A 23822-nucleotide genomic window follows, 5' to 3' on the forward strand; every position below is an offset into this window, starting at 1 on the left:
GCATCCACCCTCCCGAGGGGGATCGCATACAGCGACGGTGCGTTATCGTGGAGCGGTGCCGACCCCCTCGATCGAAACCCGCCTGAGCCGCCTGTGGGCCCATGAAAAGGCCAGCTACGGGCTGCGCGTGTTCATCGCGCTGGCGGTGGCGATGGGCGTGTGCTGGCACCTGCAGCAACTGGAGGCGGTGCCGGCGATCTTCCTGGGCACCATCGCCAGCGCCATCGCCGAAACCGACGACAACTGGCTGGGCCGGATCAAGTCGGTGCTGCTGTCGCTGCTGTGTTTCGCCGCCGCCGCGGCCGCGGTGGTGCTGTTGTTCCCGTATCCGTGGCCGTTCGCGGCCGGCCTGGCGCTGTCCACCTTCGCCCTGACCCTGCTCGGCGCGCTCGGCGAACGCTACGCCTCCATCGCCCAGGCCACGGTGGCGCTGGCGATCTACGCGATGATCGGCCTGGATCACGGCACCCAGAACGGCCATGTCGGCGGCAACGCCTGGCACGGCGTGGCCTTGCTGCTGCTCGGCGCCGGCTGGTACGCGGTGCTGTCGGTGCTGTGGACGGTGCTGTTCGCCAACCGGCCGGTGCGCGAGCGGCTGTCGCGGCTGTACCTGGAGCTGGGCCGCTACCTGCGGCTCAAGGCGGCCCTGTTCGAGCCGGTGCGGCAGAGCGACCTGCACGCGCGGCGGCTGGCGCTGGCCGAGCAGAACGCGCAGGTGGTGGCCGCACTCAACGCGGCCAAGACCGCGATCATCAGCCGCTTCGGCCGCTCCGGCCGGCCCGGCGTGCAGTCGGGCCTGTATTTCCGCCTGTACTACATGGCGCAGGACTTCCACGAGCGCGCCAGTTCCTCGCACTACCCGTACGAGGCGCTGACCGACGCGTTCTTCCACAGCGACGTGCTGTACCGCTGCCAGCGCCTGCTGGCCCTGCAGGGCAAGGCCTGCGCGGCGCTGGGCGAGGCGATCCGGCTGCGGCAGCCGTTCGACTACGGCGAGCAGACCCAGCAGGCCACCACCGACCTGCGCGAGTCGCTGGATTTCCTGCACGCCCGTGCCGACCCACGGCAGGCGCGGCTGCTCGGCTCGCTGGAATTGCTGGTGACCAACCTGCACAGCATCGAGCGGCGCCTGGCCGAGGCCGCGCAATCGGACACCACCAGCGACACCCTCGACACCCGCCTGCGCGACTCCTCGCCGCACACCCTGCGCGAGATGCTGCGGCGCCTGGGCCAGCAGCTCACGCCCGGCTCGGTGCTGTTCCGGCACGGGCTGCGCATGGCCATCGCGCTGGTGGTGGGCTACGCCATCATGCAGTCGATCCACGCCAGCAACGGCTACTGGATCCTGCTGACCACCGCCTTCGTGTGCCGGCCCAACTACGGCGCCACCCGCCTGCGCCTGGCCCAGCGCATCGCCGGCACCCTGATCGGCCTGGGCGCGGCGTGGGCGCTGATGCAGCTGTTCCCGGGCACCGAGCTGCAGTTGCTGTTCGCCCTGCTCGGCACGCTGGTGTTCTTCGTCACCCGCACCGACCGCTACATGCTCGCCACCGCGGCGATCACGGTGATGGCGCTGTTCTGCTTCAACCTGATCGGCGACGGCTTCATGCTGATCTGGCCGCGCCTGCTCGACACCCTGATCGGCTGCGCGATCGCCGCCGCCGCCTCGTTCCTGATCCTGCCGGACTGGCAGGGCCGTCGCCTCAACCAGGTGCTGGCGACGGTGCTGTCCAGCAGCGCGCGCTACCTGGCGCAGGTGCTGGAGCAGTACCGCAGCGGCATGCGCGACGACCTGCCCTACCGCATCGCCCGCCGCGACATGCACAACGCCGACGCCGCGCTGTCGGTGGCGCTGTCGAACATGCTGCGCGAGCCCGGCCGCTACCGCCGCAACCTGGATGCCGGCTTCCGCTTCCTGGCTTTGTCCAACACCTTGCTCGGCTATCTGTCGGCGCTGGGCGCGCATCGGGCGGCGCTGGCCGGCGAGACCGATCCGGACATCGCCCGCGCCGGCGACTACCTGCCGCAGGCGCTGGGCGCGCTGGCCGACGCGCTTGCGGAACGACGTGCGCTGCCGGCCGCCGACGAGCCGGCCGAGATCGCGCTGGCCGAGGCGCTGGAACGCGAGGACGGCATCGACGAGGCCAAGCGCCGGCTGGTACGCAACCAGCTCGCGCTGACCCTGCGCCTGCTGCCCAAGCTGCGCGACGCCGCGCAGGCGGTCACTGCCGCGACGGTGCCGTCGGCGCCTGCGCCGGCGCTTGCCGCGCCGGCCGCACGCTGAGGCCCATCCAAAGCAGCGCCACCACCGCCAGCGCCGCACCGCCGAGCGCTACCCCGCGCCAGCCGGCGTAGGCATAGGCCGCGGTGCCGAGGCTGGACCCGATCGCACCGCCGATGAAGTAGCAGGTGACGTAGGCCGAGGTGATGCGGTTGCGCGCGGCCGGATCCAGTTGGTAGATCACGCTCTGGTTGCCGATGTGCACGCCCTGCACCGCCACGTCCAGCAGCACCACGCCGGCGATCAGCAGCCACAGCGAGTGCGGCGCGCCGAGCAGCAGCAGCCACGACAGCAGCAGCATGACCAGGCCGCCCCAGCCGACCAGATGGCCGGCGCCGCGGTCGGACAGCTTGCCGGACAGGTTGGCGGCGAACGCGCCGGCCGCGCCGATCAGCCCGAACAGGCCGATGGTGGCGGTGCCGTAGCGGTAGTCCGGGCCGGACAGCAGGAACGCCAGGGTGGTCCAGAACATGCTGAAGCCGGCGAACAGCAGCCCGCCCAGCACCGAGCGCGCGCGCAGCACCGGCTCGTCGCGCAGCAGCGCCAGCACCGAACCGATCAGGTGCGGATAGGACAGGTGCGGGTTGCCCGGGTGCCGTGGCAGGCCGCGCCACAGCAGCCCCGAGGCCACCAGGATCAGCGCCGCCGCGACCCAGTACACGGTGTGCCAGCCGCCGATCCCGGCCAGCAGGCCGGAGGCCGTGCGCGCCAGCAGGATGCCCAGCAGCAAGCCGCTCATCACCGTGCCGATGACTCGGCCGCGCTCGTGCGGCGCGGCCAGGGTCGCGGCGAACGGCACCAGGATCTGCGCCGCCACCGAACTCAGGCCGGTGATCAGCGTACCCAGCAGCAGCAGCGCGAAGCTGTGCGCCATCGCGCTGACCAGCAGGCCGACCGCGCTGAGCGCGTACAGGCCGACGATCAGGCTGCGGCGCTCGAAACGATCGCCCAGCGGTACCAGGAACAGCAGGCCGGCGGCGTAGGCCAACTGCGCGGTGGTGACCACCGCACCGGCGCGGCGCACGTCGATGGCGAAGGTCTGCGCCAGCACCTCCAGCAGCGGCTGCGCGTAGTAGTTGCTGGCCACCGCCAGGCCGGTGGCGGTGGCCATCAGCAGCACCAGGCCGCGGCGCATCGGCGGATGCGAAGTCGTTTCCATGGACGGACACCGGATCGTGGGGAGGGGCGCAGTCTGTGGCGGTGGCAGCGATCTTTCAAACGCATTTTTTTCACCACTGCCATCTGTTTTCGAGATAGTGTGATTCCCGCGCCGACAGGCCGGCCGGTTCGCCGGGGCCGCCGCTTCGAACGCAGGCGGCGTCCGGACTGGAGCGCCGCCCCACCACCGCCCCCGCGCCGAAGGAACCCGCACCATGCCCAGCACCGACATCGCCGAGGCGCTGCAGCAGCACGGGTATGCGGTGGTCCGCGGCTTCCTGGGCGACGGCGACATTCCCGACAGCCTGCTGCGCTTCCTGGAAGGCGCCGAGAAGTTCCACGACGGCGTGATCGGCGACCTGCCGGCGGCGGACATGCAGCGCATCCAGGCCCGCATCGCCGCCACCGTGCCGGCGGTGGCCGCGGCCATGGGCCTGGCGATCGCCGTCGACCGCTTCGGCTACTGCGCCATCCGCATCCGCGAAAGCCATGCCGCGCCAAGCCTGCGTCTGCCGTTCGACCAGCACCGCGATCCGAAGGCCGCGCCGGGCGGCGCGCTCAACTGGCACCTGGACCACTTCAGCTATTTCCTGCATGGCGACCACCGCAACTACCTGATCTGCTACATGCCGGTGCGCAAGCCCGATGCCGGCCTGGCCAACGTGGCCATCGTCGCCGACGACGTGGTCGCGCGGCTGGATCCGCAGCTGCACCAGCGCATCCAGGGCCGCGGCGCGCTGCGCTTCCGCTGCGTGGAGGCCGACACGCTGGACTGGTTCCGGCTGCGCTTTCCTGGCGAGGCCCTGGCCATCGGCGACTGGTACGCGATCGAGGATCTGTACGACGCCAGCCCCGGCTGGAAGATCGGCTTCGACCTGGAAGCGCACAAGGTGGTGCCGCACCTCGCGGTCGGCGACCTGCTGATCATGCGTGCCGACGTCATCCACCGCACCCACGACGCCGGCTGTGACCGCATCTCGGTGCGCTGCGACGCCCTGCCCGCGCAGGCGCCGCGGCTGGACACGCTGCGCGGCCTGCTCGGCATCACCCTGCGCTACCCGTTCATGAGCCGCAAGCGCCGCTACAACATCCGCCTGTGGCTGCGTCAGCAATGGCGCAAGCGGCTCGGGCGCACAGCATGAGGCGTGCACTGCGACAGACGCCGCGTGGCGCATGCAGCCCCGGCGCGGATCGGCTGCGGCATTGCCACCGTGCGCGCCAGGCAGCGCCATGCTGACCCTGCGCCAGCTCGAATTCGCCGTCGCCGTCGCCGAGGAAGGCAGCTTCACCGCGGCCGCGCGCCGCTGCCACACCGTGCAGTCGGCGCTGAGCCACCAGATCGCCAAGATCGAGCAGGCGCTGGGCGCGCGCCTGTTCGAACGCGGGGCGCGCCACGTGCGCGCCACCGCCGCCGGCGAGGTGTTCCTGCACAACGCGCGCGCCACCCTGCGCGCCGCCGAACGCCTGCACGAGGAAATGGCGCAGACCCTGGGCACGGTGCGCGGCCGCCTGCAGATCGGGCAGATCTCCTCGTTGAACGCGGTGCAGGTGCCGGCGGTGCTGCGCCGCTTCCGCGAGGCACACAGCGCGGTGGACGTGCACCTGCGCACCGGCATGAGCGATGCGCTGCTGCTGGAACTGGGCGAAGGCCGGCTCGACGTGGCCCTGGTCGGGGTCGGCCCGCACGTGGCGCTGCCGCCGCAACACCTGCTGCTGCACGAGGAACCGCTGGCGCTGATCGCCGCACCCGGCAACCGCTTCGCCGCGCGCCGCCAGGTCTCCCTGCGCGACCTGGAAGACGCGCCGATGGCCGGGCTGATCCCCGGCGCCGGCGTGCGCGGCATCATCGACCGCGCCTTCGCCGCCGCCGGCCTGCGCCAGCGCCTGCAGTACGAGGTCACCCACGCCGACCTGCAGCGGCAACTGGTGGCCGAGGACCTGGGCCTGGCGGTGGTGCCGCAGACCATGGCCACCGGCATGCACGGTGTGGCCACGGTGGCATTGCGCGAGCGCTTCCGCTTCCTCACCTACGCCGTGTGGCGGCCGGATCCGACCCCCGCCGCACGCGCCTTCATCGCCCTGCTGCGCGCCCAGCGCGACGCCCTGCAGGCCGCAACCGACAGCGCCAGCACCGGCCGCCGCGCGCCGCGCCTGCGCGCGCGGCGAACCTGCTAGGCTGCGCGCGTTCGCAAAGGAGCCTGCATGTCCGCCCACAGCCAGTTCGCCCTGTTGCGGCAACGCCGCTTTCTGCCGTTCTTCGTGGTCCAGTCGCTGGGCGCGTTCAACGACAACGTGTACCGGCAGGCGATCATCGGCCTGCTGTTCTACCTGGGCGTGACCCCGGAGCAGCGCACGCTGTACACCAACCTGGCGCCGGCATTGTTCATCCTGCCGTACTTCCTGTTCTCCTCGCTGGCCGGGCAGATCGCCGAGAAGCTGGAAAAGTCGCGGCTGGTGGTCATCACCACCACGATGGAGATCGGCATCATGTCGCTGGCCGCGGTCGGCTTCCTGACCGAGAACATGGCGGTGCTGCTGGTGGCGCTGTTCTGCACCGGCCTGCAGTCGACCCTGTTCGGCCCGGTGAAGTACTCGATCCTGCCCTCGGTGCTCAAACCGGAAGAACTGACCGGCGGCAACGGCCTGGTCGAGATGGGCACCTCGATCTCGATCCTGTGCGGCATGATCCTGGGTGGGCTGATCTTCCAGATCGCCGGCAGCCACGGGCCGGTGGCCGCCGCCACCGCGGTGGTCGCGCTGGCGGTCACCGGCAACCTGATGGCGCGCTGCATCCCCAAGGTCGACGCCGGCGCACCCGAGCTGAAGATCAACTGGAACCCGCTGCCGGAATCGCTGGCGATCATGCGCCTGACCCGGCGCCAGCTGGCGGTGCGCAACGCCGTGCTCGGCGTGTCCTGGTTCTGGTTCGTCGGCACCGTGCTCACCGCGCAGTTGCCGACCTACGCCGAACTCAACCTGGGCGGCGCGCAGGACCTGTACATCTTCGCCCTGGCGCTGTTCTCGATCGGCACCGGCACCGGCTCGTTGCTGTGCGAGAAGCTGTCCGGGCGCACCGTCGAGATCGGCCTGGTGCCGCTGGGCGCGTTCGGCATCAGCGCCTTCATGCTCGACCTGTACTTCGCCCGCCCTGGCGCCGCGCTGCAGACCGGCCTGGGCATCGGCCAGTTCGTCCACCAGGCCGGCAGCTGGCGGATCATGCTCGACCTGGTCGGCATCGGCCTGTGCACCGGCCTGTTCGTGGTGCCGCTGTTCGCGCTGATCCAGAGCCGCACGCCGAAGGCGGAACTGTCGCGCGTCATCGCCGGGCTCAACATCCAGAACTCGCTGTTCATCGTACTGGCCGCGATGATAGGCATCGCCCTGCAGATGCAGCAGTTGCACCTGTTCGGCGTGCGCATCCCGATGCCCGGGCTGAGCATCCCGCAGGTGTTCCTGGCGCTGGCCATCGCCAACGCGGTGGTGGCGATCTGGATCTTCAGCATCGTGCCCGAGTTCCTGATGCGCTTCCTCAGCTGGGTGATGGTGCGCACCCTGTACCGGCTGCGCCTGCACGGCGTCGAACGCCACGTGCCGGACGAGGGCGCGGCGCTGATCGTGTGCAACCACGTCAGCTACATGGACGCGCTGGTGCTGGCCGCGGCGATCCCGCGCCCGGTGCGCTTCGTCATGTACTACCGCATCTTCAACATTCCGGTGATGCGCTGGATCTTCCGCACCGCCAAGGCGATTCCGATCGCCGGGGCGCGCGAGGATCCCGAGCTGATGCAGCGCGCGTTCGACGCCATCGACGCCGCGCTGGCCGAGGGCGAGCTGGTGTGCATCTTCCCCGAAGGCGCGCTGACCAAGGACGGCGAGATCGCCGCGTTCAAGTCCGGCGTGGAGAAGATCCTGGCCCGGCGCGCGGTGCCGGTGGTACCGATGGCGCTGCGCAACATGTGGACCAGCATGTGGAGCAAGCGCGATTCGCGGCTGCGGCGCATGCGCGTGCCACGGCGCTTCCGCGCCCACATCGAGGTGATCGCCGATGCGCCGGTAGCCGGGGCCCAGGCCACCGCCGAGACGTTGGAGGCGCAGGTGAGAAGGCTGCGTGGCGATGCCGCCTGAGTGCGGCGCAGGTGCCCTGGGCACGCGCTTCGGGTAAATTAACCGCAGGGGAGACGCCACAGGCCGTGGCGTCCAGTGCGAAGGACCGAGCGGACAGTGAACCAGCCCGAACCACCAGCAGCGCCCAACGCGGGCGTCTATGTGCCCAACAACATGGTCTGGGCGATCCTGTCCACGCTGTTCTGCTGCCTGCCGCTGGGCATCGTGTCCATCGTCTACGCGGCGCAGGTGGATGGCCGCCGCGCTGCCGGCGACATCGAGGGCGCGCGCGCCGCCGCACGCAAGGCCGGCTGGTGGGCGCTCGCTTCGCCGATCCTGGTCGTCGTGTGGATCTTCGTGGCCGTCCTGCTGGAGGCGATCGGCAGCCTGGCCGGCAACTGACCCCCACCGTTTCCCGTTCCACCACCCAACCACCGGAGTAACACGGATGAATACCACCGCACCGCAAGTGTCCAACAACCTCGTCTGGGCGATCCTGACCACGCTGTTCTGCTGTCTGCCGCTGGGCATCGTGTCCATCGTCTACGCCTCGCAGGTCAACACCAAGCTCGCCGCGGGCGATGTGGCCGGTGCGCGCGATTCGTCGGACAAGGCCAAGAAGTGGGCGATCTACTCGGCGGCGACCTCGGTGGTGCTGATCGTGCTGTACCTGATCTTCATCTTCGCCCTGGGCGGCCTGGGCATGATGCAGCAGTCGTCCATGTCCTGAGCGCCGCGGCCGCCGTCGCCTGCGACGGCGGCCGACCACGCGATCGTCCGCCTGCCATGTCCCTTCAGCGCCTGCAGTCTCTGCCCCGCTGGTTGCCGCTGGTCGCACTGAGCGGCGCCGCGGTGGTGGCCACCGTGGTGCTGCGTCGGATCGATCCGAATGTCCCCGGCAATCCGCTGCCGGGCTGCCCGTTCCGCGCCCTTACCGGCCTATATTGCCCCGGCTGCGGCAGTACCCGCTGCCTGCACGCGCTGGTGCACCTGGACCTGGCCCATGCCTGGACCAGCAATCCCCTGCTGGTGGTGGCACTGCCGCTGCTGGTGATCATGGCGCTCAACGCCGCCGGCCTGCGCCTGCGCCCGCTCGCGCCGCTGCTGAAGATCCTCGCCGACCCGCGATTATGGCTATGGGTGCTGCTCGGCTATGCGCTGCTGCGCAATCTGCCCTGGTATCCCTTCACACTGCTCGCGCCGCACTGACGGCCCGCCACCTCCGCACCGCAGCGACTCGTCTAGACTCACCGACTGCCGTGCACCACCCATCCAGGAGATCCACATGAGTACCGTCAGCCCCGTCGCGCCCCCGCCGCCTCCCGCCTCCGGCGTCCCCGGTCCGGTTCCCAACCACCTGGCCTGGGCGATCATCTCGACGGTGCTCGGCTTCTGCCTGTGCTGCCCGGCGCTGATCACCGGCATCGTCGCCATCGTGTTCTCCAGCAAGGTCAACGGCCTGCTCAACCAGGGCGACCTGGAAGGCGCGCGCCGCGCCTCCAACACCGCCAAGACCTGGTGCTGGGTGACCACCGCACTGGCCATCATCGGCCTGCTGATCAATGCCGTCATGGTCGCCACCGGCGGCATGCAGAGCTACATGGACTACATGCAGCAGATCCAGCACGCGAGCTGATCGGCGTGCGCGCCTGGCAACAACGGGCGTGCCTTGGCGCCGCCGCCGCATTCGCGGCCGGCGGCGCCACGCTGCTGTACCGCCTCGATCCCAATGCCGCGAACAACCCGTTCGCACCGTGCATGTTCCATGCGCTCACCGGCTATTACTGCCCGGGCTGCGGCATGACCCGCGCCCTGCATGCGCTGGTGCACCTGGACCCGGCCGGCGCGTTCGCGATGAATCCCGGCGCGATGCTGGGCCTGGCCCTGTTGCCGGGCCTGATCGCCTGGAAGGCCGGCTGGCGCGCGGCCTGGTTTGCGCCAGTCGTGAGCATGGTCTCGCGGCCGAATTTCTGGCTGGTCGCGCTGCCGGGCTACTGGATCGCGCGCAATCTGCCGTGGTTCCCGTTCACCCTGCTGGCGCCCGGCTAACGGCCATGCCGCAGTTCGGCATCTACAGCAAGGAACTCTTGGTCGGCTGGTCCGCGCTCGAACTTGGCGACGCGCCCATGGGCGTGGCGTTCGGCAGGTTCGTGCCGACACCGTCCTATAGGTTGATCCAGGCGCAGGTGATCGCCGCCCAGGGTCCGGCGTCGGAGGGCTTGCATCTCTCGGCACGCGATGCGAACGGAACATTGCTCGAATGCATCGGCGTGTGCATCAGCGACCACTCGGCGGAACTCGGCGCGAGTGGGCGCGAAGTGTCGGTCATCGGCATCAGCGATCCGCAGTATGCCCAGTTGTTTCCCCTGCATGTAGCTGCGTACGAGCGCCAGTTCCCGAGCGGCGACTGACAGCCCGCCGTCAGTTCGGAACGCGTCCCCCCGCCGAATTGATGCCGGCCTTGGGTATGCGCCTCAGCTGACCCAGCCGGCGATCACCAGCAGCGCCAGCAGCACCAGCCACAGCAGCAGCACCCGCCACACCTGGCTCATCGCATCGCGCAGCTCGGGCAGGCGCCGCAGCGCCGGCACCACCATGCCCGCGTCGCTGTAGTCGTGCGCCTCGGCATCGAGTTCGCCGCGCACGCTGGCGCAGGCCACCGGCCCGAGAAAGCCGGTGTCCAGTTGCCACCGCTTGCCGCCGGCGGCGCGCCAGGCGCCGAACACCGCTTCGAAATTGCCGACCAGGGCCAGCGAGAAGGTCATCAGGTGCGCCACCGGCCATTCCAGCGCCGCCAGCAACGCGCGCGCGCCGGCGGCGGTCGCCGGCGGCAGCCGCGCGGCATAGGGGCCGACCGCGGCCAGCGCCAGCAGCCGATAACCCAGCGCGCCGAACGGCCCCAGCAACAGGAACCAGAACAGCACCGCGAACCAGCGCCGCAGCGCGCTGACCGCCACCGCCTCGACCAGCCCGGCCGGATCCTCACGCAGCGGCCCGCCATCGGCCTGCAGTTGCGCCACCGCCAGGCGCCGCGCGCTGGCGTCATCGGCGTCGATGATCGCCTCGACGTCGGTGTCCAAGTCGCGCGGGCCCCAGCTGAAGGCCAGCACCACGATCCCGAACAGCAGGATCAGCAGGCCCAGGTGCGGCGCGGCCAGCAGCCACTGCAGCAGGCCGACCAGCAGCAGCGGCGGCAGCAGCGCCAGCGCGATGCCGAAGCGGCCGCGCCAGGCGCCGCCCTCGCCGGCATGCGTGTCCAGCCAGCTCAGCCAGTCGCCGAAGGCGTCGAAGCGGCGCAACGAGGCCACCATGCCGGGCGCGACATGGCCCAGCACCAGGGCGACGATCACAGCGACGAGGGTCGTGAACATGCAGGTCCTCCGGGACCGTTCTGAAGCGGGTGCGCGGAACGTGCCGGCGCGGTCAGGCCGGCGCGCCGTGCCGGTACCAATCCTCGATCAGCGCGCGGGCGATGGAGATGCGTGGCGGCAGACGCAGGCCGTGCCCATCGTCGGCACTGTCGCCCTGCGCCGCCAGGCGCGCCAGCGCGGCGCCGACCTCCTCGCGCTCGAACCAGCGCGCGTCTTCCAGTTCGCCGTCGACCTGCGGCGTGTCCGCCTCCGCCTGCGCACTGAAGCCCAGCATCAGCGCGCCAGGAAACGGCCACGGCTGCGCGCCGTAGTAACGGCAGCTGCCCGGTCGCACCCGCACCTGGGTCTCTTCGGCCACCTCGCGCGCCACCGTCTGTTCCAGCGATTCGCCGGGCTCGACGAAGCCTGCGATCACCGAGTAGCGCCGCGCCGGCCAGCTCGCCTGGCGCCCCAGCAGCAGGCGCCGGCCATCGCTGACCGCGACGATCACCGCCGGATCCACCCGCGGATAGTGTTCGCTGGCGCACCGCGTGCAGACGCCGAGGAAGCCGCCGCGCTGCAACGCGATGGTGCCGCCGCACACGCCGCAGAAGCGGGTGCGCGATTGCCAGTGCAGCATCGCGCGGGCGTAGGCGAACAGGCCCGCCTCCGGCGCCGGCCACTCGGCCGCGGCGCGGCGCAGGTCGATGCGCTGCGGCGGCGCCAGCGCCTGCGGCAGCGCGTCGGCGGCCAGCGCGAACCAGGCCTGATCCTGGTCCAGGCCAAGGAAGATGGCCTGCTCTGCCAGCGCGCCCAGGGCGGCGGCGCTGGCGATCAGCGGGCGTCCGTCGGCATCGGCATGCGCCTGGCCATCGGCTTCCAGCACCAGCACCCTGGCCTGTTCCCAGGCCTGGCGCAGCGCGGCCGGGTCGTTGCGTACGGCATCGGCACGGTCGATCGCAGGACCGGCGAAGGCGAAAGAGGCAGGCGTCGGATCGGACATGCGCCGCAGGGTGCAGGCAAACCGTGCGTCCCGCAAGCCGCAGCGTGTCTACACGCTGAAGCTGCTGCCGCACCCGCAGGTGGTCTTGGCGTTGGGATTGCGGATCACGAACTGCGCCCCGTGCAGGCCTTCGCTGTAATCCACTTCCGCGCCCATCAGGTATTGCAGGCTGAGCGGGTCGACCAGCAGGGTGACCTGGTCGGTCTGCACCGCCAGGTCGTCCTCGGCGCGGTTCTCGTCGAACTCGAAGCCGTACTGGAAGCCGGAACAGCCGCCGCCCTGGATGTAGACGCGCAGCGCCAGCGCGTCGTTGCCTTCCTCGCGGATCAGCTCGCGCACCTTGGCCGCGGCGGCCGCGGTGAAGTTCAACGGCCGGTCCAGAGACTGGTAATCGGGCGTGGGCGCGGCGCCGGGCAGGGAGACGAGAGTGCTCATGGCGGGAGAATGGGGACGGCGGACGGCCGAATCAAGCCTCGGCGGTGAGCGCGCGCGGCGGCTCGGCGTCGCCGGCTGCCTCGCGGTGCGCTTCCGGCGGCGCCAGCGCGGCCAGGCTGCCGGCGTGGATCAGGCGGCCGGTCAGCTGCGCGCCGGCGTTCATCTCCACCACCTGGTAGTGCACGTTGCCCTGCACCCGCGCCTTGGACGCCAGTTCCACGCGCTCGGCGGCATGCACGTCGCCGATCAGCTGGCCGTTGATGATCACCACCGGCGCGCGCACCTCGCCCTCGATGCTGCCGTGCTCGGACAGGGTCAACGTGGCCGGCGCGCCATCTTCGGCCACGACCTTGCCGAGGATGCGCCCTTCCACGTAGAGGCCACCGCTGAACACCAGGTCGCCGCGGATCACCACCTGCGCGCCGATCAGCGTATCGACCACGGTCTGGCCGCTGTTGCGGCTGTTCTTGTTCCCAAACATAGGCTGATTATTCCCCTTTGCCGTTACCGGCCAATGTCCAATCGAAGGTCTGGCTGACCGGCGCCCCGCCGCCGCTCAATGCCACCCGCACCCGTTGCGGGGTGAAGCCCTTGGGCAGGATCACGCTGCCGTCCAGTTGCTGGAAGTAGCGGAACGAGTAGTCCTGCCCGGGCACACCGGTCTTCTGGTGCAGTTCGTCCCAGCCGACGCTGGTCAGTTTGCCGCCGCGCACGCCTTCCACGGTCAGCCGCAGCTGCCCCTGGCTGATCGCGCCGCGGTTGAGGTTCTGGGTCAGCACCACGTTGTAGCGCCAGGTGCCGCCGGCCTCGGCGGAGAACTCCACCGAATGCACGCTCAGGCCCTTGCGCTGGCTGGTCGCGCCGACCAGGCGCTCGTAGAACGCCACGTCGGCACGCAGCCCGGCGATCTCCTCGTCGCGCTCTGCCAGCGAACTCTGCACCTCGTTGTTGGCGGCGCGGCTGATCTGGTCGGAACGGGCCAGGGTCGCCTGGCGCTGGTTGAGCGTCTCGATCTGCCGCTGCTGCGCCTGCAGGTTGCGCTCGGCCTCGCGCAACTGCGCGCTGACCGCACCGAGTCGCGGCGCGGCCTGGCGGCTGGCCAGCCACCAGGTCAGCGCCAGCGACAGCAGCCACAGCCCGGCCAGCAGCAACCACAGCCCGCGGCCGCGGCGGGGCGCGGCGCCATTGGGCACGATCTGGAAACGGGGAACGGGTCGGTTCATGCGCGCTGCCGCGCCACCGAGGCGGCGCCGGCGTCGATCCTCGCGGGTCGGCCTGCTGGGCCACCTAGTGTAAGCCACCCTCCTGAGCGGCGCCGGACTGCGCGGCCGGCCCGCGCCACGGGCTGGCCTTCGTGGCGGGCTTGGCCGATAGTGGCCGGCATCCGTGCAGTTGCAGGAGCGCCTGCCATGACCGACGCCCATCTCTTCGTAATCGGCATCCTGCTGGCCTGGCTGGCCGGCATCCGCGTCTACCTGACCGTGTTCGGCATCGGCCTGGCCGGCCTGCTCGGCTGGCTGGAGCTGCCGCCGGCACTGCAGGCGACGCAGTCGTGGTGGGTGCTCGGCACCTCCGGCGCGCTGGCGCTGGCCGAGTTCTTCGCCGACAAGATCCCCGGCGTGGATTCGGTGTGGGACCTGCTGCAGACCCTGACCCGGATTCCGGCCGGCGCCTTCCTGGCCGCGGCCACGCTTTCGCCCGACGGCCAGCTGAGCGCCGGCGCGCTGGCCACCGGCGCGGGCGTGGCGCTGACCAGCCACGCGCTCAAGGCCGGCACCCGCGCCCTGCTCAACACCTCGCCGGAACCGGCCAGCAACTGGATCGCCTCGCTGGCCGAGGATTCGGTGGTGATCGCCGCGCTGGCCCTGGCCCTCGCGCACCCGTGGCTGGCACTGACCGTCGTGCTGGCGGCGAGCGCGCTCGGCGCGTTGCTGGTGTGGTGGACATGGCGCCTGCTGTGGCGGGGCATGCGCCGCCTGCTGGCCTCGCCGACGGCACCGACCGGCAACCCCTCGCAGCCCGGCGCACAGCCATCGTGAACTTCGTCGCATAATTGGACGCGCCCCAGGAACCAGACGCGATGCCCGCCAACGACACCGCTCCGCTTTCCCATCGCGAGGACGCGCGCGCGCGCCATGTCCGCGCCGAGACCCCGCCGCCGCACTACTGGCGGCGCTGGGTCGGCGATGCGGCGCGCGCGGCGCCCGCCGACCCTGTCGCCGGTGACGGCCTGGCCGCTCCGGTGCCCACCGAACTGGCGGCAGCCGCCACGCCACTGGCCGCAAGCGAGCACGACGACGGCACCGCCGACGCCAACGCGGCCGCCTTCGTCGTCGCCGACGCCGCCCCCGATCCCGCCGCACCGGCCGCGGCCGCGCCGTACCGCGTGCTGATCGTCGAGGACGACCGCGCGCAGGCGCTGTTCGCGCAGAGCGTGCTGCATGGCGCCGGCATGCATGCGCAGGTGCAGATGCAGGCCGAAGGCGTGCAGCAGGCCATCGTCGACTACCGGCCGGACCTGATCCTGATGGACCTGCACATGCCGGGACTGGACGGCATGCGCCTGACCGCGCTGATCCGCCAGCAGCCGCAGCACCAGCTGCTGCCGATCGTGTTCCTGTCCGGCGACGCCGATCCGGAACTGGAATACGAAGTGCTCGACAGCGGCGCCGACGACTTCCTGACCAAGCCGATCCGGCCGCGGCACCTGATCGCCGCGGTCTCCAACCGCATCCGCCGCGCCCGCCAGCAGGCCCAGCAAGGCCACGCCGAGGCGGTGCCGCTGAACAACCCCGAGACCGGCCTGCCGACCCGCGCCCACGTGCTGCAGTTGCTGGACACGACGCTGCGCGCGCGCCGCCCCGGCAGCCTGTACTTCATCGAGATCGCCAGCGCGCTCGGCCTGCGCGAACGCTATGGCTACGCTGCGTTCGAGCGGCTGATGGTGCAGGCCGGGCGCCGCCTGGCCGGCATCACCGCGCCGCAGCCGCTGGCGCGGCTCAACGACAACAGCTTCCTGTTGCTGGCCGACGACGCCGATGCCGACGCGCAGCGGCAACGCGCGCAGAGCCTGCGCGACACCCTGTCCGGCCACGCCTTCCCGTTGCGCGAGGACGAGGCGCTGCACCTGCGCTGCGCGATCGGCTACGCCGACTTCGGCCATGGCTTCGAGGACGCTGGCAGCGCGCTCGAAGCGGTCGAACGCACCGCGCTGCAGGCGCGGCTGCATCCGCAGAGCATCGCCGCCTACGTGCCGCCGCGCACCGACGAGGACCTGCAGCGCATCGCGATGCTGGAGGGACAACTGGAACCGGCCTACCAGCCGATCGTCGCCGTCGCCGGCGGCGACATCGCCCAGTACCAGGTGCTGCTGCGCCTGCGCCAGCGCGACGGCAGCCTGCTCTCGGCCGGCCAGGTGCTGCCGGCCGCCGAGGCCGGCGGACGCCTCGCCGACCTCGACCAGCAGGTGCTGGACCACGCGCTGGGCCTGCTGCATCTGTACCAGCACGCCACCCCGCCGCTGCGCCTGTTCGTCTCGCAGTCCACGCGCACGCTGGCGCGCACCGCCTTCGCCGAATGGCTGATCGACACCATCGGCCGGCGCGGCGTCACCGGCACCTCGCTGGTGATCGACCTGCGCCTGGACGATGCGCTGGTCCACACCGCCACGCTGCAGCAGTTCTGCGCACGGCTGATGCCGCTGGGCGTGCAGTTCTGCATCAGCCAGTTCGAACCGGGCGCCGAGGCCGAAGCGCTACTGGCGCATCTGCCGCTGGGTTATCTGCGCCTGTCGGCACGCTTCGCCGGCGCGCATGCCGATGCCGAACTGCGCGACCAGCTGCGCGCCACCATCGACCTGGCACACCGCGCCGGCCTGCTGATCATCGGCCAGCAGATCGAACAGGCGCAGGCCGCGGCCGCGATGTGGATGGGCGGGGTCGACTTCATCCAGGGCAACCTGGTGCAGTCGGTCGGCGACCAGCTGAACTTCGACTTCCAGAACGCGGTGCTCTAGCCATGTCCGTCCGCAGACGTCGGCCCGTCCCGCGGCCGGCGACCTTCGCCGCGGCGCTCGCCGTCGCCGGCACCTTGCTGGCACTGCCGCCGCTGGCGCTGCCGTTGCCGCCGCTGTGGCATTGGCTGGCGCCGCTGTGCATGGCCGCCGCCGCGGCGCTGGCCACCCTGGCTGGCTGCCGCGCGCGCCAGCAGATCGAACGCCTGGATGCGGCGCTGGCGCGTGCCGCGCTGGCCGAGTCCGAGCGCAACGCCCTGCAGCACGACGTGCACGTGCGCGAGCGGCTGGAACAGGAACTGCTGCAGGCCAAGCAGGCCGCCGAGGCCGCCGTGCTGGCCAAGGGCGAGTTCCTGGCGACGATGAGCCACGAGATCCGCACCCCGCTGAACGGCATCATCCCGATGCTGGAACTGATCGGGCGCGGCCCGCTCGGCCTGGACCAGCGCGAGATGCTGCGCGCGGCCAACACCTCCTCGCTGCAACTGCTGCGCATCGTCGACGACATCCTGGACTACTCCAAGCTGGAAGCGAACCGGCTGGAGCTGGAGATCACCACCTTCAACCTGCGCGAACTGCTCGACGGCGTGCTGGAGCTGATGCAGCGCGCGGCCGAGGCCAAGGGCCTGCGCATGGCGCTGCAACTGGACCCGGCGGTGCGCCTGCCGGTGCGAGGCGATCCGGTGCGCCTGCGCCAGGTGCTGAGCAACCTGCTCGGCAACGCGGTCAAGTTCACCGCGCGCGGCGGCATCGACCTGAGCGTGCGCCGGCTCGGCGAGACCCCGGCACAGCACCTGCTGCGCTTCGAGGTACGCGACACCGGCATCGGCATCAGCGCCGAGCGCCAGGAGCACCTGTTCCAGGCCTTCACCCAGGCCGACGCCTCCACCACCCGCCTGTACGGCGGCACCGGGCTGGGCCTGACCATCTGCAAGCGCATCGTCGAACTGATGGGCGGGCGCATCGGCGTGGCGTCGCGGCAGGGCCAGGGCGCCACGTTCTGGTTCGAGATCCCGCTGCTGAAGGTGATCGGCGACCTGCCGCAGAATCCGGGCGGCCTGCCGCGGCTGCATGCGCTGCTGGTCGGCGCCGACCAGCGCCTGCAGCAGCGCCTGAGCGTGCTGCTGCCGAACTGGGGCGTGCAGGTGAGCAAGGTCGATTCGACCCAGGAGGCGCTGGAGCGGCTGCGCGGCAACGGCAGTGGCGGTAGCGTGCGCCCGACCTACGATCTGGTGATCGGCGACCTGGACGGGCTGCGGCAGAGCGCGCGCGCCTTGCAACGGGCGGTGGCGCGCCTGCCGGCGCCACAGACCGCACGGCTGATCTGGCTGTACGGCGAGGCCGACATTCCCGAGGAAATCCGCGCGCACGGCGCGCTGCTGTCGCGGCAGGCGGCGGACATCGACCTGCGCAGCATGCTGGCGCTGGCACCGGCGACGCCGAGCCTGGCCAGCGAGACCGCTGGCGATGGCGCCGACACCGCCGACGCGTTCTACCACGACGCCTTCGCGACGGACCTCATGGACGCCCCCGCGCCGGCCCGCGCCGCGGAACCGACGACCGTCGTGGCCGACGCGCCGCCGCCGCGCAGCGGCTACCGCCTGCTGCTGGTCGAGGACAATCCGGTCAACCTGATGGTGGCGCGGCGGCTGCTGGAATCGCTCGGCCACCACGCCGACAGCGTCGAGGACGGCGCCGCCGCATTGGCGCAGTTGTCGCGGCAGCCGTACGACCTGGTGATGATGGACTGCCAGATGCCGGTGCTGGACGGCTACGCCGCTACCCGGCAGTGGCGCCAGCGCGAGGCCGATGCGTCGCGCCCGCGCCTGCCGATCGTGGCGATGACCGCCAATGCGATGGCCGGCGACCGCCAGCGCTGCCTCGATGCCGGCATGGACGATTACCTGTCCAAGCCGCTCGACCGCGCGCGGCTGGAGGACTGCCTGCAGCGCTGGCTGCCGCTGCAGCCGGCGGTCGCGCCGGCCGGCGCGGCGTTCGCGCCGGAGGCGGATGCAGCCGCGGACGGGTCCGCGGCGATCGCCAGCGGGCCAGCGGCGGATGCGCTCGCCGAGGCGGTGCACGTCGAACCGCAGGACACCCGCCACACCACCCTGCACACGACGGACGCCGCCACGGTATCCAGCCCCACCACCACGTCGACCGCCTCGCTGCCATCGCCCGATCACGCCACGCTCGACGCCCCCCCGGCAGCGCCTGCGCTGGAACAGGACCTGGCATCGCGCGTCGCCACCGCAACGTCGACGCCACCGCTCGCCGCGCCGGAGGCAGACGATCCGGAACCGCCATCAGCGGTACCGGCGCCGGTGCTGGAGATCGCCGTGCTCGACGAGTTGCGCGAGGTCATCGGCTCGGCCAGCGTGGCGCAGATCGTCGAGCTGTTCCTGGCCGATGCGCCGCTGCTGATCCAGCGCCTGGAGCAGGCTGCGGCGACGGCGCAGAGCGACGCGCTGCGCGAGGCCGCACACACGCTGAAGTCCTCGGCCGCCAACCTCGGCGCACTGGCGCTGTCGGCGGCGGCGCTGCGCATCGAGTCGGGCGTGCGCACCGGCACGCTGGATCGCCCGGTGGTCGCGGTCGCCCTGGTGATCGCCGAATTCGCGCGCGCGCGCCTGGCGCTGAGCGGCTACCGCGCCAGCGTCCGCGACACCGCCGAACCCGCCGAACCCTAGCGCGGTATCGCGCTACGGCGCGTCTGCAGACGACACGCGCCCGCGAGACCCGGCCACAGTGCATCGAAGACATCGACGCACGGTCTACTGCCTTTCTTGTAGGAGCGCTTCAGCGCGACAAGGCGCTACCGGTAACGCCATCGCGGCTGAAGCCGCTCTTACAGGAACAGTGGCGCTGTGCATGCATGGCTGTCGTGGTGCACCTGCATGACCTTCGCCAAGCCGCATGCCCCACCCGCGATCACGCGCAGAGGACGCCGCGAGATTCATCAGCGACGTGTTGCGGTGGTCCGCACAGGAAGGTCTCGCTGCGCTTGCGCCGTACCGCCGCAGTCGCCGCCTGCCCGGTGCGTGCAGAAACGGCTTCAGCCGCGACGACCACCATCAACGCGTCGCGGCTGAAGCCGCTCCCACAGGAGAGCGAGGTGGTGCGATGCCGATGCCATGTCGGCCGCATGGACTCTCGCAGGAGCGGCATGTGCTGCTGTTCGGGATCAGCGGCGACTTTCGGCCTGCAACGCGTCGCGGCAGAAGCCGTTCCAACAGAAAGGGCAACGCCGCACGATGCGGGTGCCATGTCGTCACCATGGATTCGCGCAGAAGCAGCATGTGCCGCTGCGCGGGATCAGCGGCGACCTTGCGCCAGCCACGCGTCGTGGCTGAAGCCGCTCCCACACGTGCATGTCAGCGCCATCCCGGAGCGCAGAGCGAACAACATCCTGCGCGGCGCGGACACAGGCCAGCGCCGCGGCCTCATGCGCCGACGATTCAGTCGTCGAGCTTGGTCAGCAGGTAGTTCGGCTCGCCGATCCGGTCGATCAGGTCGAGCTGGGTTTCCAGCCAGTCGATGTGCTCTTCTTCCGATTCCAGGATGTCGGCCAGGAGCTGGCGGCTGACGTAGTCCTGGATCGATTCGGCGTAGGCGATGCCTTCGCGCAGGGTGACCGTGCCGTCCTGTTCCAGCGCCAGGTCGCACTCGAGGATTTCCTTGGGGTTCTCGCCGATGCGCAGCTTGCCCAGCGCCTGGAAGTTGGGGAGCCCCTCGAGGAACAGGATGCGGTCCGCCAGCTTGTCGGCGTGCTTCATCTCGTCGATGGATTCCTTGTACTCGTGCTCGGCCAGTTCCTTCAGGCCCCAGTTCTTCAGCATCTTGGCGTGCAGGAAGTACTGGTTGATCGCAGTCAGCTCGTTGTAGAGGACCTTGTTGAGGAACTCGATGACTTTGCTGTCGCCCTTCATTGCATCGCTCGCGTAAGCCGGAAAGCGCAGACTCTAGCGAATCGCGCTGCGACGTGAAGGAACGCGAATCGTGATCATCCCGCGCTGCAGCGCGGCGACGGCCTCAGGCGGCGCGGGCCAGGCCGCCGAGCACCGGCAGGGGCAGCTCGCGGCTCAGCGCGCGCTCCAGCAGGTCGCCGGCCATGTCCAAGCAGGAGCCGCAGGTGGCCCCGCAGCCCGTGCGCATGGTCAGTTCGGACACGCTGCGGCAGCCGGCTTCGGCGGCTTCGCGGATCTGACGATCGGTGACCCCATTGCAGATGCAGACGTACACGGCGGGCTTGGCGGCGGACGGCGCGGACTGCGCCTGGCGCCCATTCAAACCAAAGTGAGAATGGTTGTCAATTCCGCCCGTTAATCGTTATTAATCCGCGCCGCCCAGGGTCCGCCGCGCTTGCGTGGACGCTTGCGCGGCCGCTCGTGGCCGGCGGTATTTCCGGGCAACCAGGCCTCCTGGGCCAGGGTCGGCATGGCGCGGATGCCGGCGCCGGCGATGGTCTGCGCCAGCGGCGCCAGGTGGCGCAGCGCCCGCGCATAGACCCCGCGCTTGAACAGCACCACGTGCTCCACCGGGTACCAGAAATCGACCCAGCGCCAGTGGTCGAACTCCGGCGTCTCGGTCAGTTCCAGGTTCAGCTGGCTCTCGTCGCACTGCATCCGCAACAGGAACCAGACCTGCTTCTGGCCGATGCAGACCTGGCGCTCGTTGCGGCGGATGGCCCGGCTGGGCAGGCGATAGCGCAGCCAACCGGGAGTGGCGCCGAGCACTTCCACATGCTCGGGCAACAGCCCGGTTTCTTCGCGCAACTCGCGGTACATGGCCTCCACCGGGGTCTCGTCGGTGTTCATGCCGCCTTGCGGGAACTGCCAGCCGTCCCGGCGCACACGGCGTGCCCAGAACACCTGACCATCCGGCCGCATCAGCACGATGCCTACGTTCGGTCGATAGCCGTCCGGATCGATCACGATGCGGACTCCTGAAAAATCTACTGGCTCCGACTCTGCCATGGCTGCGGCCGGGCCACAAGCAGCGCAGAAACCCGTTGACAGCCGCCCGCTTCTCCATAAGAATTGGCGGTTCACCAGGGCTATGTAGCTCAGCCGGTTAGAGCACAGCACTCATAATGCTGGGGTCGGTGGTTCGAGTCCACCCATAGCCACCATGGTGTGTACGCCCAAGGCGTGCGATACTTGCAGTCCACATTGCCCCGTCGCCAAGCGGTAAGGCACCTGACTCTGACTCAGGCATTCGGTGGTTCGAATCCATCCGGGGCAGCCAAACAAAAAAGAAGGCCGATCGAAAGATCGGCCTTCTTTTTTGTTTGGCGCGGGGTTTGCGCAGGCGCTTCGCGCCTACGCCCCACATCTTGCTGCGCAAGATGTGGGCCCCAGCCCTTCCGCTTCCACATCCCCGCGCCTGTCGGCGCGCGCCCTTGGACTCCAAGGGGGCTACTCCACCAGATGGAATGCGGATCGTTGGAAGCAGGCGCGAGCCTATGAACTTCATCGGAAGCATTTCGGCAGCAGGGCGCGCGACCTCGAGCGTGAGGCAGGAAACCTCCCAGCGACCCCGGACCTCCAATCAGGCCGGCGACCGCCCAAGCCCGTGAGTAGATCCAACGAGGCAGAGCCTCGACGACCACCACTGCACTTGCCAGCACAAACCACAACCCTAGAACGACAAAAGCCCGGCCGAAGCCGGGCTCTTGCTTGGTCCCCAGCAGGCTCCCGAGGGAGCCCACGCCAGGCGCGATGGATCAGCGCTTGGAGAACTGGGTGGCGCGACGGGCCTTGTGCAGACCGACCTTCTTACGCTCGACTTCGCGGGCGTCGCGGGTCATGAAGCCGGCCTTGCGCAGCTCGGTCTTCAGGGTTTCGTCGTACTCGACCAGCGCACGGGCGATGCCCAGGCGGATCGCACCGGCCTGGCCGGTGGTGCCGCCGCCGGTGGCGGTGACCAGGATGTCGAAGCTCTCGGTGTTCTTGGTCAGTTCCAGCGGCTGGCGCACGATCATGCGCGCGGTCTCGCGACCGAAGAACTCGTCCAGCGGACGGCCGTTGACGGAGATGTTGCCGGTGCCCTTGCGCAGGAACACGCGGGCGGTGGAGGACTTGCGGCGGCCAGTGCCGTAGTTTTGCGAAATCGCCATGATTAGATATCCAGAACCTGCGGCTGCTGAGCGGCGTGCGGATGCTCCGCACCGGAATAGACCTTGAGCTTGCGGTACATCGCGCGGCCCAGCGGGCCCTTGGGCAGCATGCCCTTGACCGCGATTTCGATCACGCGCTCCGGGTGGCGCTCCAGCGCCTGCTCCAGGCTCTCGGTCTTCAGGTTGCCGATGTAGCCGGTGAAGCGGTGGTACTTCTTGTCCTTGAGCTTGTTGCCGGTGACGACGATCTTCTCGGCGTTGATCACCACCAGGTAATCGCCGGTATCGACGTGCGGGGTGTAGACCGGCTTGTGCTTGCCGCGCAGGCGGCGGGCCAGTTCGGTGGAAAGCCGGCCCAGCGTTTTGCCGGCGGCGTCGACGAGATACCAGTCGCGCTGGACGGTCTCGGACTTAGCAGTGAAGGTGCTCATGATCAGACTCGGTTGGTCGGGCGGATTCCTGCAGCGAACGGCCGGAACTTTGCCACGCGTTGTGAATTGCAAAAACGCAATTCTACGTGGCCCGGCCGCCGCGCGCAAGTGCGCCCTAGACCTGCGGTGCCAGGGTCGGTGGCGCGCTTGGCAGCACACCGGCCGGCGGCGAAAATCGGGATCCCCACTGCTTCCGGGCTTCCCCCATGACGACCAGCCGCCAGCACTCCCCGCTCGATCGCGCCCTGGTCGAGGCCCAGCGCGCGCTGGAGACCGTATTCGGCGACCCGCCGGCGCAGCGCCCCTACCCGGCCGCGGCCACCGCCGATGTGGTGCTGGCGCCGGACGAGCGCCGCCATGCCGCCGGCCTGATGCGCATCAACCACGTCGGCGAGGTCTGCGCACAGGGCCTGTATTTCGGCCAGGCCGCGGTCGCGCGCGATCCGGCCACCCGTGCGCACCTGCTGGAGGCGGCGCAGGAAGAGACCGACCACCTGGCCTGGTGCGCGGCGCGGCTGCGCGAGCTGGACAGCCGCCCCAGCCTGTTCAACCCGCTGTGGTACGCCGGCAGCTACGCGATCGGCACCCTGGCCGGGCTGCGCGGCGACGGCTGGAACCTGGGCTTCGTGGTCGAGACCGAGCGCCAGGTCGAGGCGCACCTGGACGAGCACCTGCAGACCCTGCCGCCGGCGGACCTGCGCAGCCGCGACGTGCTGACAGTGATGAAGGCCGACGAGGCCCGCCACGCCGAGCATGCCGAACAGGCCGGGGCGCGGCGCCTGCCGCCGCCGATCCCCACGGTCATGGCCGCCGCCTCGCGGCTGATGAAGGCCGTCGCCTATCGGCTGTAGCCGCCCGCCGGTCGGGCCGATGCCGCCCCGGCTGGCATTGCCGGCCCGATCGCGTTAAAGTGAACGAACGCTGACTGAT

Annotated in this window: 25 protein-coding genes and 2 tRNA genes; 16 read left to right on the forward strand and 11 right to left on the reverse strand. The window is 70.3% G+C overall.

What is annotated here, in order from left to right; all coding sequences use genetic code 11:
* Window positions 1-55: 55 nt before the first annotated feature.
* Entirely contained in the window at window positions 56-2284 is a 2229-nt protein-coding gene (yccS, locus tag SLW55_RS05165) for a YccS family putative transporter (protein WP_152237840.1), read from the forward strand.
* On the opposite strand, the gene SLW55_RS05170 is transcribed toward yccS, so the two are convergent.
* Window positions 2223-3440: an MFS transporter gene (locus SLW55_RS05170; RefSeq protein ID WP_267093035.1), complete on the reverse strand. Its 1218-nt coding sequence runs from the start codon at window positions 3438-3440 to the stop codon at window positions 2223-2225. The genes yccS and SLW55_RS05170 overlap by 62 nt on opposite strands.
* Window positions 3441-3654: 214 nt before the next feature.
* On the opposite strand from SLW55_RS05170, the gene SLW55_RS05175 reads away from it, so the two are divergent.
* From SLW55_RS05175 to SLW55_RS05215, 9 genes are all read left to right on the forward strand, one after another.
* Window positions 3655-4581 carry a hypothetical protein gene (locus SLW55_RS05175; RefSeq protein WP_267083873.1) on the forward strand — a complete coding sequence of 309 codons (927 nt, stop codon included), beginning with the start codon at window positions 3655-3657 and terminating at the stop codon, window positions 4579-4581.
* A gap of 88 nt (window positions 4582-4669) precedes the next feature.
* Window positions 4670-5614: a LysR family transcriptional regulator gene (locus tag SLW55_RS05180; RefSeq protein WP_043093558.1), complete on the forward strand. Its 945-nt coding sequence runs from the start codon at window positions 4670-4672 to the stop codon at window positions 5612-5614.
* 27 nt (window positions 5615-5641) lie between these two features.
* Window positions 5642-7564, forward strand: a complete 1923-nt coding sequence (locus SLW55_RS05185) for an MFS transporter (RefSeq protein ID WP_267117310.1) — start codon at window positions 5642-5644, stop codon at window positions 7562-7564.
* A gap of 153 nt (window positions 7565-7717) precedes the next feature.
* Complete coding sequence (locus tag SLW55_RS05190) at window positions 7718-7945, forward strand: CD225/dispanin family protein (RefSeq protein WP_267084041.1); 228 nt, start codon at window positions 7718-7720, stop codon at window positions 7943-7945.
* A 46-nt stretch (window positions 7946-7991) separates the two neighbouring features.
* Window positions 7992-8273 carry a CD225/dispanin family protein gene (locus tag SLW55_RS05195; protein WP_043093563.1) on the forward strand — a complete coding sequence of 94 codons (282 nt, stop codon included), beginning with the start codon at window positions 7992-7994 and terminating at the stop codon, window positions 8271-8273.
* Window positions 8274-8329: 56 nt separating this feature from the next.
* Window positions 8330-8752: a DUF2752 domain-containing protein gene (locus SLW55_RS05200; protein WP_267098764.1), complete on the forward strand. Its 423-nt coding sequence runs from the start codon at window positions 8330-8332 to the stop codon at window positions 8750-8752.
* 76 nt (window positions 8753-8828) lie between these two features.
* Window positions 8829-9179 carry a CD225/dispanin family protein gene (locus SLW55_RS05205; protein WP_017912540.1) on the forward strand — a complete coding sequence of 117 codons (351 nt, stop codon included), beginning with the start codon at window positions 8829-8831 and terminating at the stop codon, window positions 9177-9179.
* A gap of 5 nt (window positions 9180-9184) precedes the next feature.
* The gene (locus SLW55_RS05210) at window positions 9185-9592 is read left to right on the forward strand and encodes a DUF2752 domain-containing protein (protein WP_320744782.1); all 408 of its coding nucleotides are present in this window, start codon (window positions 9185-9187) and stop codon (window positions 9590-9592) included.
* 5 nt (window positions 9593-9597) lie between these two features.
* The gene (locus SLW55_RS05215; RefSeq protein WP_267097342.1) at window positions 9598-9954 is read left to right on the forward strand and encodes a hypothetical protein; all 357 of its coding nucleotides are present in this window, start codon (window positions 9598-9600) and stop codon (window positions 9952-9954) included.
* A 63-nt stretch (window positions 9955-10017) separates the two neighbouring features.
* On the opposite strand, the gene SLW55_RS05220 is transcribed toward SLW55_RS05215, so the two are convergent.
* The 5 genes from SLW55_RS05220 to SLW55_RS05240 are packed head-to-tail and all read right to left on the reverse strand — an operon-like array spanning window position 10018 to window position 13554.
* Window positions 10018-10914: a hypothetical protein gene (locus tag SLW55_RS05220; RefSeq protein ID WP_267098766.1), complete on the reverse strand. Its 897-nt coding sequence runs from the start codon at window positions 10912-10914 to the stop codon at window positions 10018-10020.
* Between the two features lie 52 nt (window positions 10915-10966).
* A complete protein-coding gene (gene nudC / locus SLW55_RS05225; RefSeq protein ID WP_267098767.1) occupies window positions 10967-11896 on the reverse strand; it encodes an NAD(+) diphosphatase in 930 nt (309 codons plus the stop codon).
* Window positions 11897-11944: 48 nt separating this feature from the next.
* On the reverse strand, window positions 11945-12331 hold the full coding sequence (gene erpA, locus SLW55_RS05230) for an iron-sulfur cluster insertion protein ErpA (protein ID WP_017908990.1): 387 nt from the start codon (window positions 12329-12331) through the stop codon (window positions 11945-11947).
* A gap of 31 nt (window positions 12332-12362) precedes the next feature.
* Window positions 12363-12812: a polymer-forming cytoskeletal protein gene (locus tag SLW55_RS05235; RefSeq protein WP_017908989.1), complete on the reverse strand. Its 450-nt coding sequence runs from the start codon at window positions 12810-12812 to the stop codon at window positions 12363-12365.
* Window positions 12813-12819: 7 nt separating this feature from the next.
* Entirely contained in the window at window positions 12820-13554 is a 735-nt protein-coding gene (locus tag SLW55_RS05240; RefSeq protein WP_017912460.1) for a DUF6776 family protein, read from the reverse strand.
* Window positions 13555-13740: 186 nt separating this feature from the next.
* Here SLW55_RS05240 and SLW55_RS05245 point away from each other — a divergent pair, with 186 nt between their 5' ends.
* From SLW55_RS05245 to SLW55_RS05255, 3 genes are read left to right on the forward strand one after another with little or no spacing between them, the layout of a single operon-like run.
* On the forward strand, window positions 13741-14370 hold the full coding sequence (locus SLW55_RS05245; protein WP_267098768.1) for a DUF4126 domain-containing protein: 630 nt from the start codon (window positions 13741-13743) through the stop codon (window positions 14368-14370).
* A 41-nt stretch (window positions 14371-14411) separates the two neighbouring features.
* Window positions 14412-16346 carry an EAL domain-containing protein gene (locus SLW55_RS05250; RefSeq protein WP_267098769.1) on the forward strand — a complete coding sequence of 645 codons (1935 nt, stop codon included), beginning with the start codon at window positions 14412-14414 and terminating at the stop codon, window positions 16344-16346.
* A gap of 2 nt (window positions 16347-16348) precedes the next feature.
* Window positions 16349-19033 (forward strand): ATP-binding protein, encoded by a 2685-nt coding sequence (locus tag SLW55_RS05255; protein WP_267098770.1) that lies wholly within the window; start codon window positions 16349-16351, stop codon window positions 19031-19033.
* Window positions 19034-19801: 768 nt separating this feature from the next.
* On the opposite strand, the gene bfr is transcribed toward SLW55_RS05255, so the two are convergent.
* The 3 genes from bfr to SLW55_RS05270 form a co-directional block, all read right to left on the reverse strand.
* A complete protein-coding gene (gene bfr, locus SLW55_RS05260; protein ID WP_017910327.1) occupies window positions 19802-20272 on the reverse strand; it encodes a bacterioferritin in 471 nt (156 codons plus the stop codon).
* Between the two features lie 103 nt (window positions 20273-20375).
* Window positions 20376-20585, reverse strand: a complete 210-nt coding sequence (locus SLW55_RS05265; RefSeq protein WP_017912292.1) for a (2Fe-2S)-binding protein — start codon at window positions 20583-20585, stop codon at window positions 20376-20378.
* A gap of 80 nt (window positions 20586-20665) precedes the next feature.
* On the reverse strand, window positions 20666-21277 hold the full coding sequence (locus SLW55_RS05270; protein WP_010341422.1) for an RNA pyrophosphohydrolase: 612 nt from the start codon (window positions 21275-21277) through the stop codon (window positions 20666-20668).
* A 120-nt stretch (window positions 21278-21397) separates the two neighbouring features.
* Between SLW55_RS05270 and SLW55_RS05275 the strand changes: the two genes are divergently transcribed.
* Window positions 21398-21474 (forward strand) — tRNA-Met (locus SLW55_RS05275).
* Window positions 21475-21515: 41 nt separating this feature from the next.
* Window positions 21516-21590, forward strand: a tRNA-Gln gene (locus SLW55_RS05280).
* A gap of 478 nt (window positions 21591-22068) precedes the next feature.
* Here SLW55_RS05280 and rpsI read toward each other — a convergent pair.
* A complete protein-coding gene (rpsI, locus tag SLW55_RS05285; protein WP_010341421.1) occupies window positions 22069-22461 on the reverse strand; it encodes a 30S ribosomal protein S9 in 393 nt (130 codons plus the stop codon).
* A gap of 2 nt (window positions 22462-22463) precedes the next feature.
* Window positions 22464-22892 (reverse strand): 50S ribosomal protein L13, encoded by a 429-nt coding sequence (gene rplM / locus SLW55_RS05290; RefSeq protein ID WP_010341420.1) that lies wholly within the window; start codon window positions 22890-22892, stop codon window positions 22464-22466.
* Window positions 22893-23098: 206 nt separating this feature from the next.
* On the opposite strand from rplM, the gene coq7 reads away from it, so the two are divergent.
* A complete protein-coding gene (gene coq7 / locus SLW55_RS05295; RefSeq protein ID WP_148829503.1) occupies window positions 23099-23743 on the forward strand; it encodes a 2-polyprenyl-3-methyl-6-methoxy-1,4-benzoquinone monooxygenase in 645 nt (214 codons plus the stop codon).
* The last annotated feature ends 79 nt before the right edge of the window (window positions 23744-23822 follow it).

The sequence above is a fragment of the Xanthomonas sp. LF06-19 genome, from assembly GCF_034105425.1.
In the GTDB taxonomy this organism is placed as follows: domain Bacteria; phylum Pseudomonadota; class Gammaproteobacteria; order Xanthomonadales; family Xanthomonadaceae; genus Xanthomonas_A; species Xanthomonas_A sontii.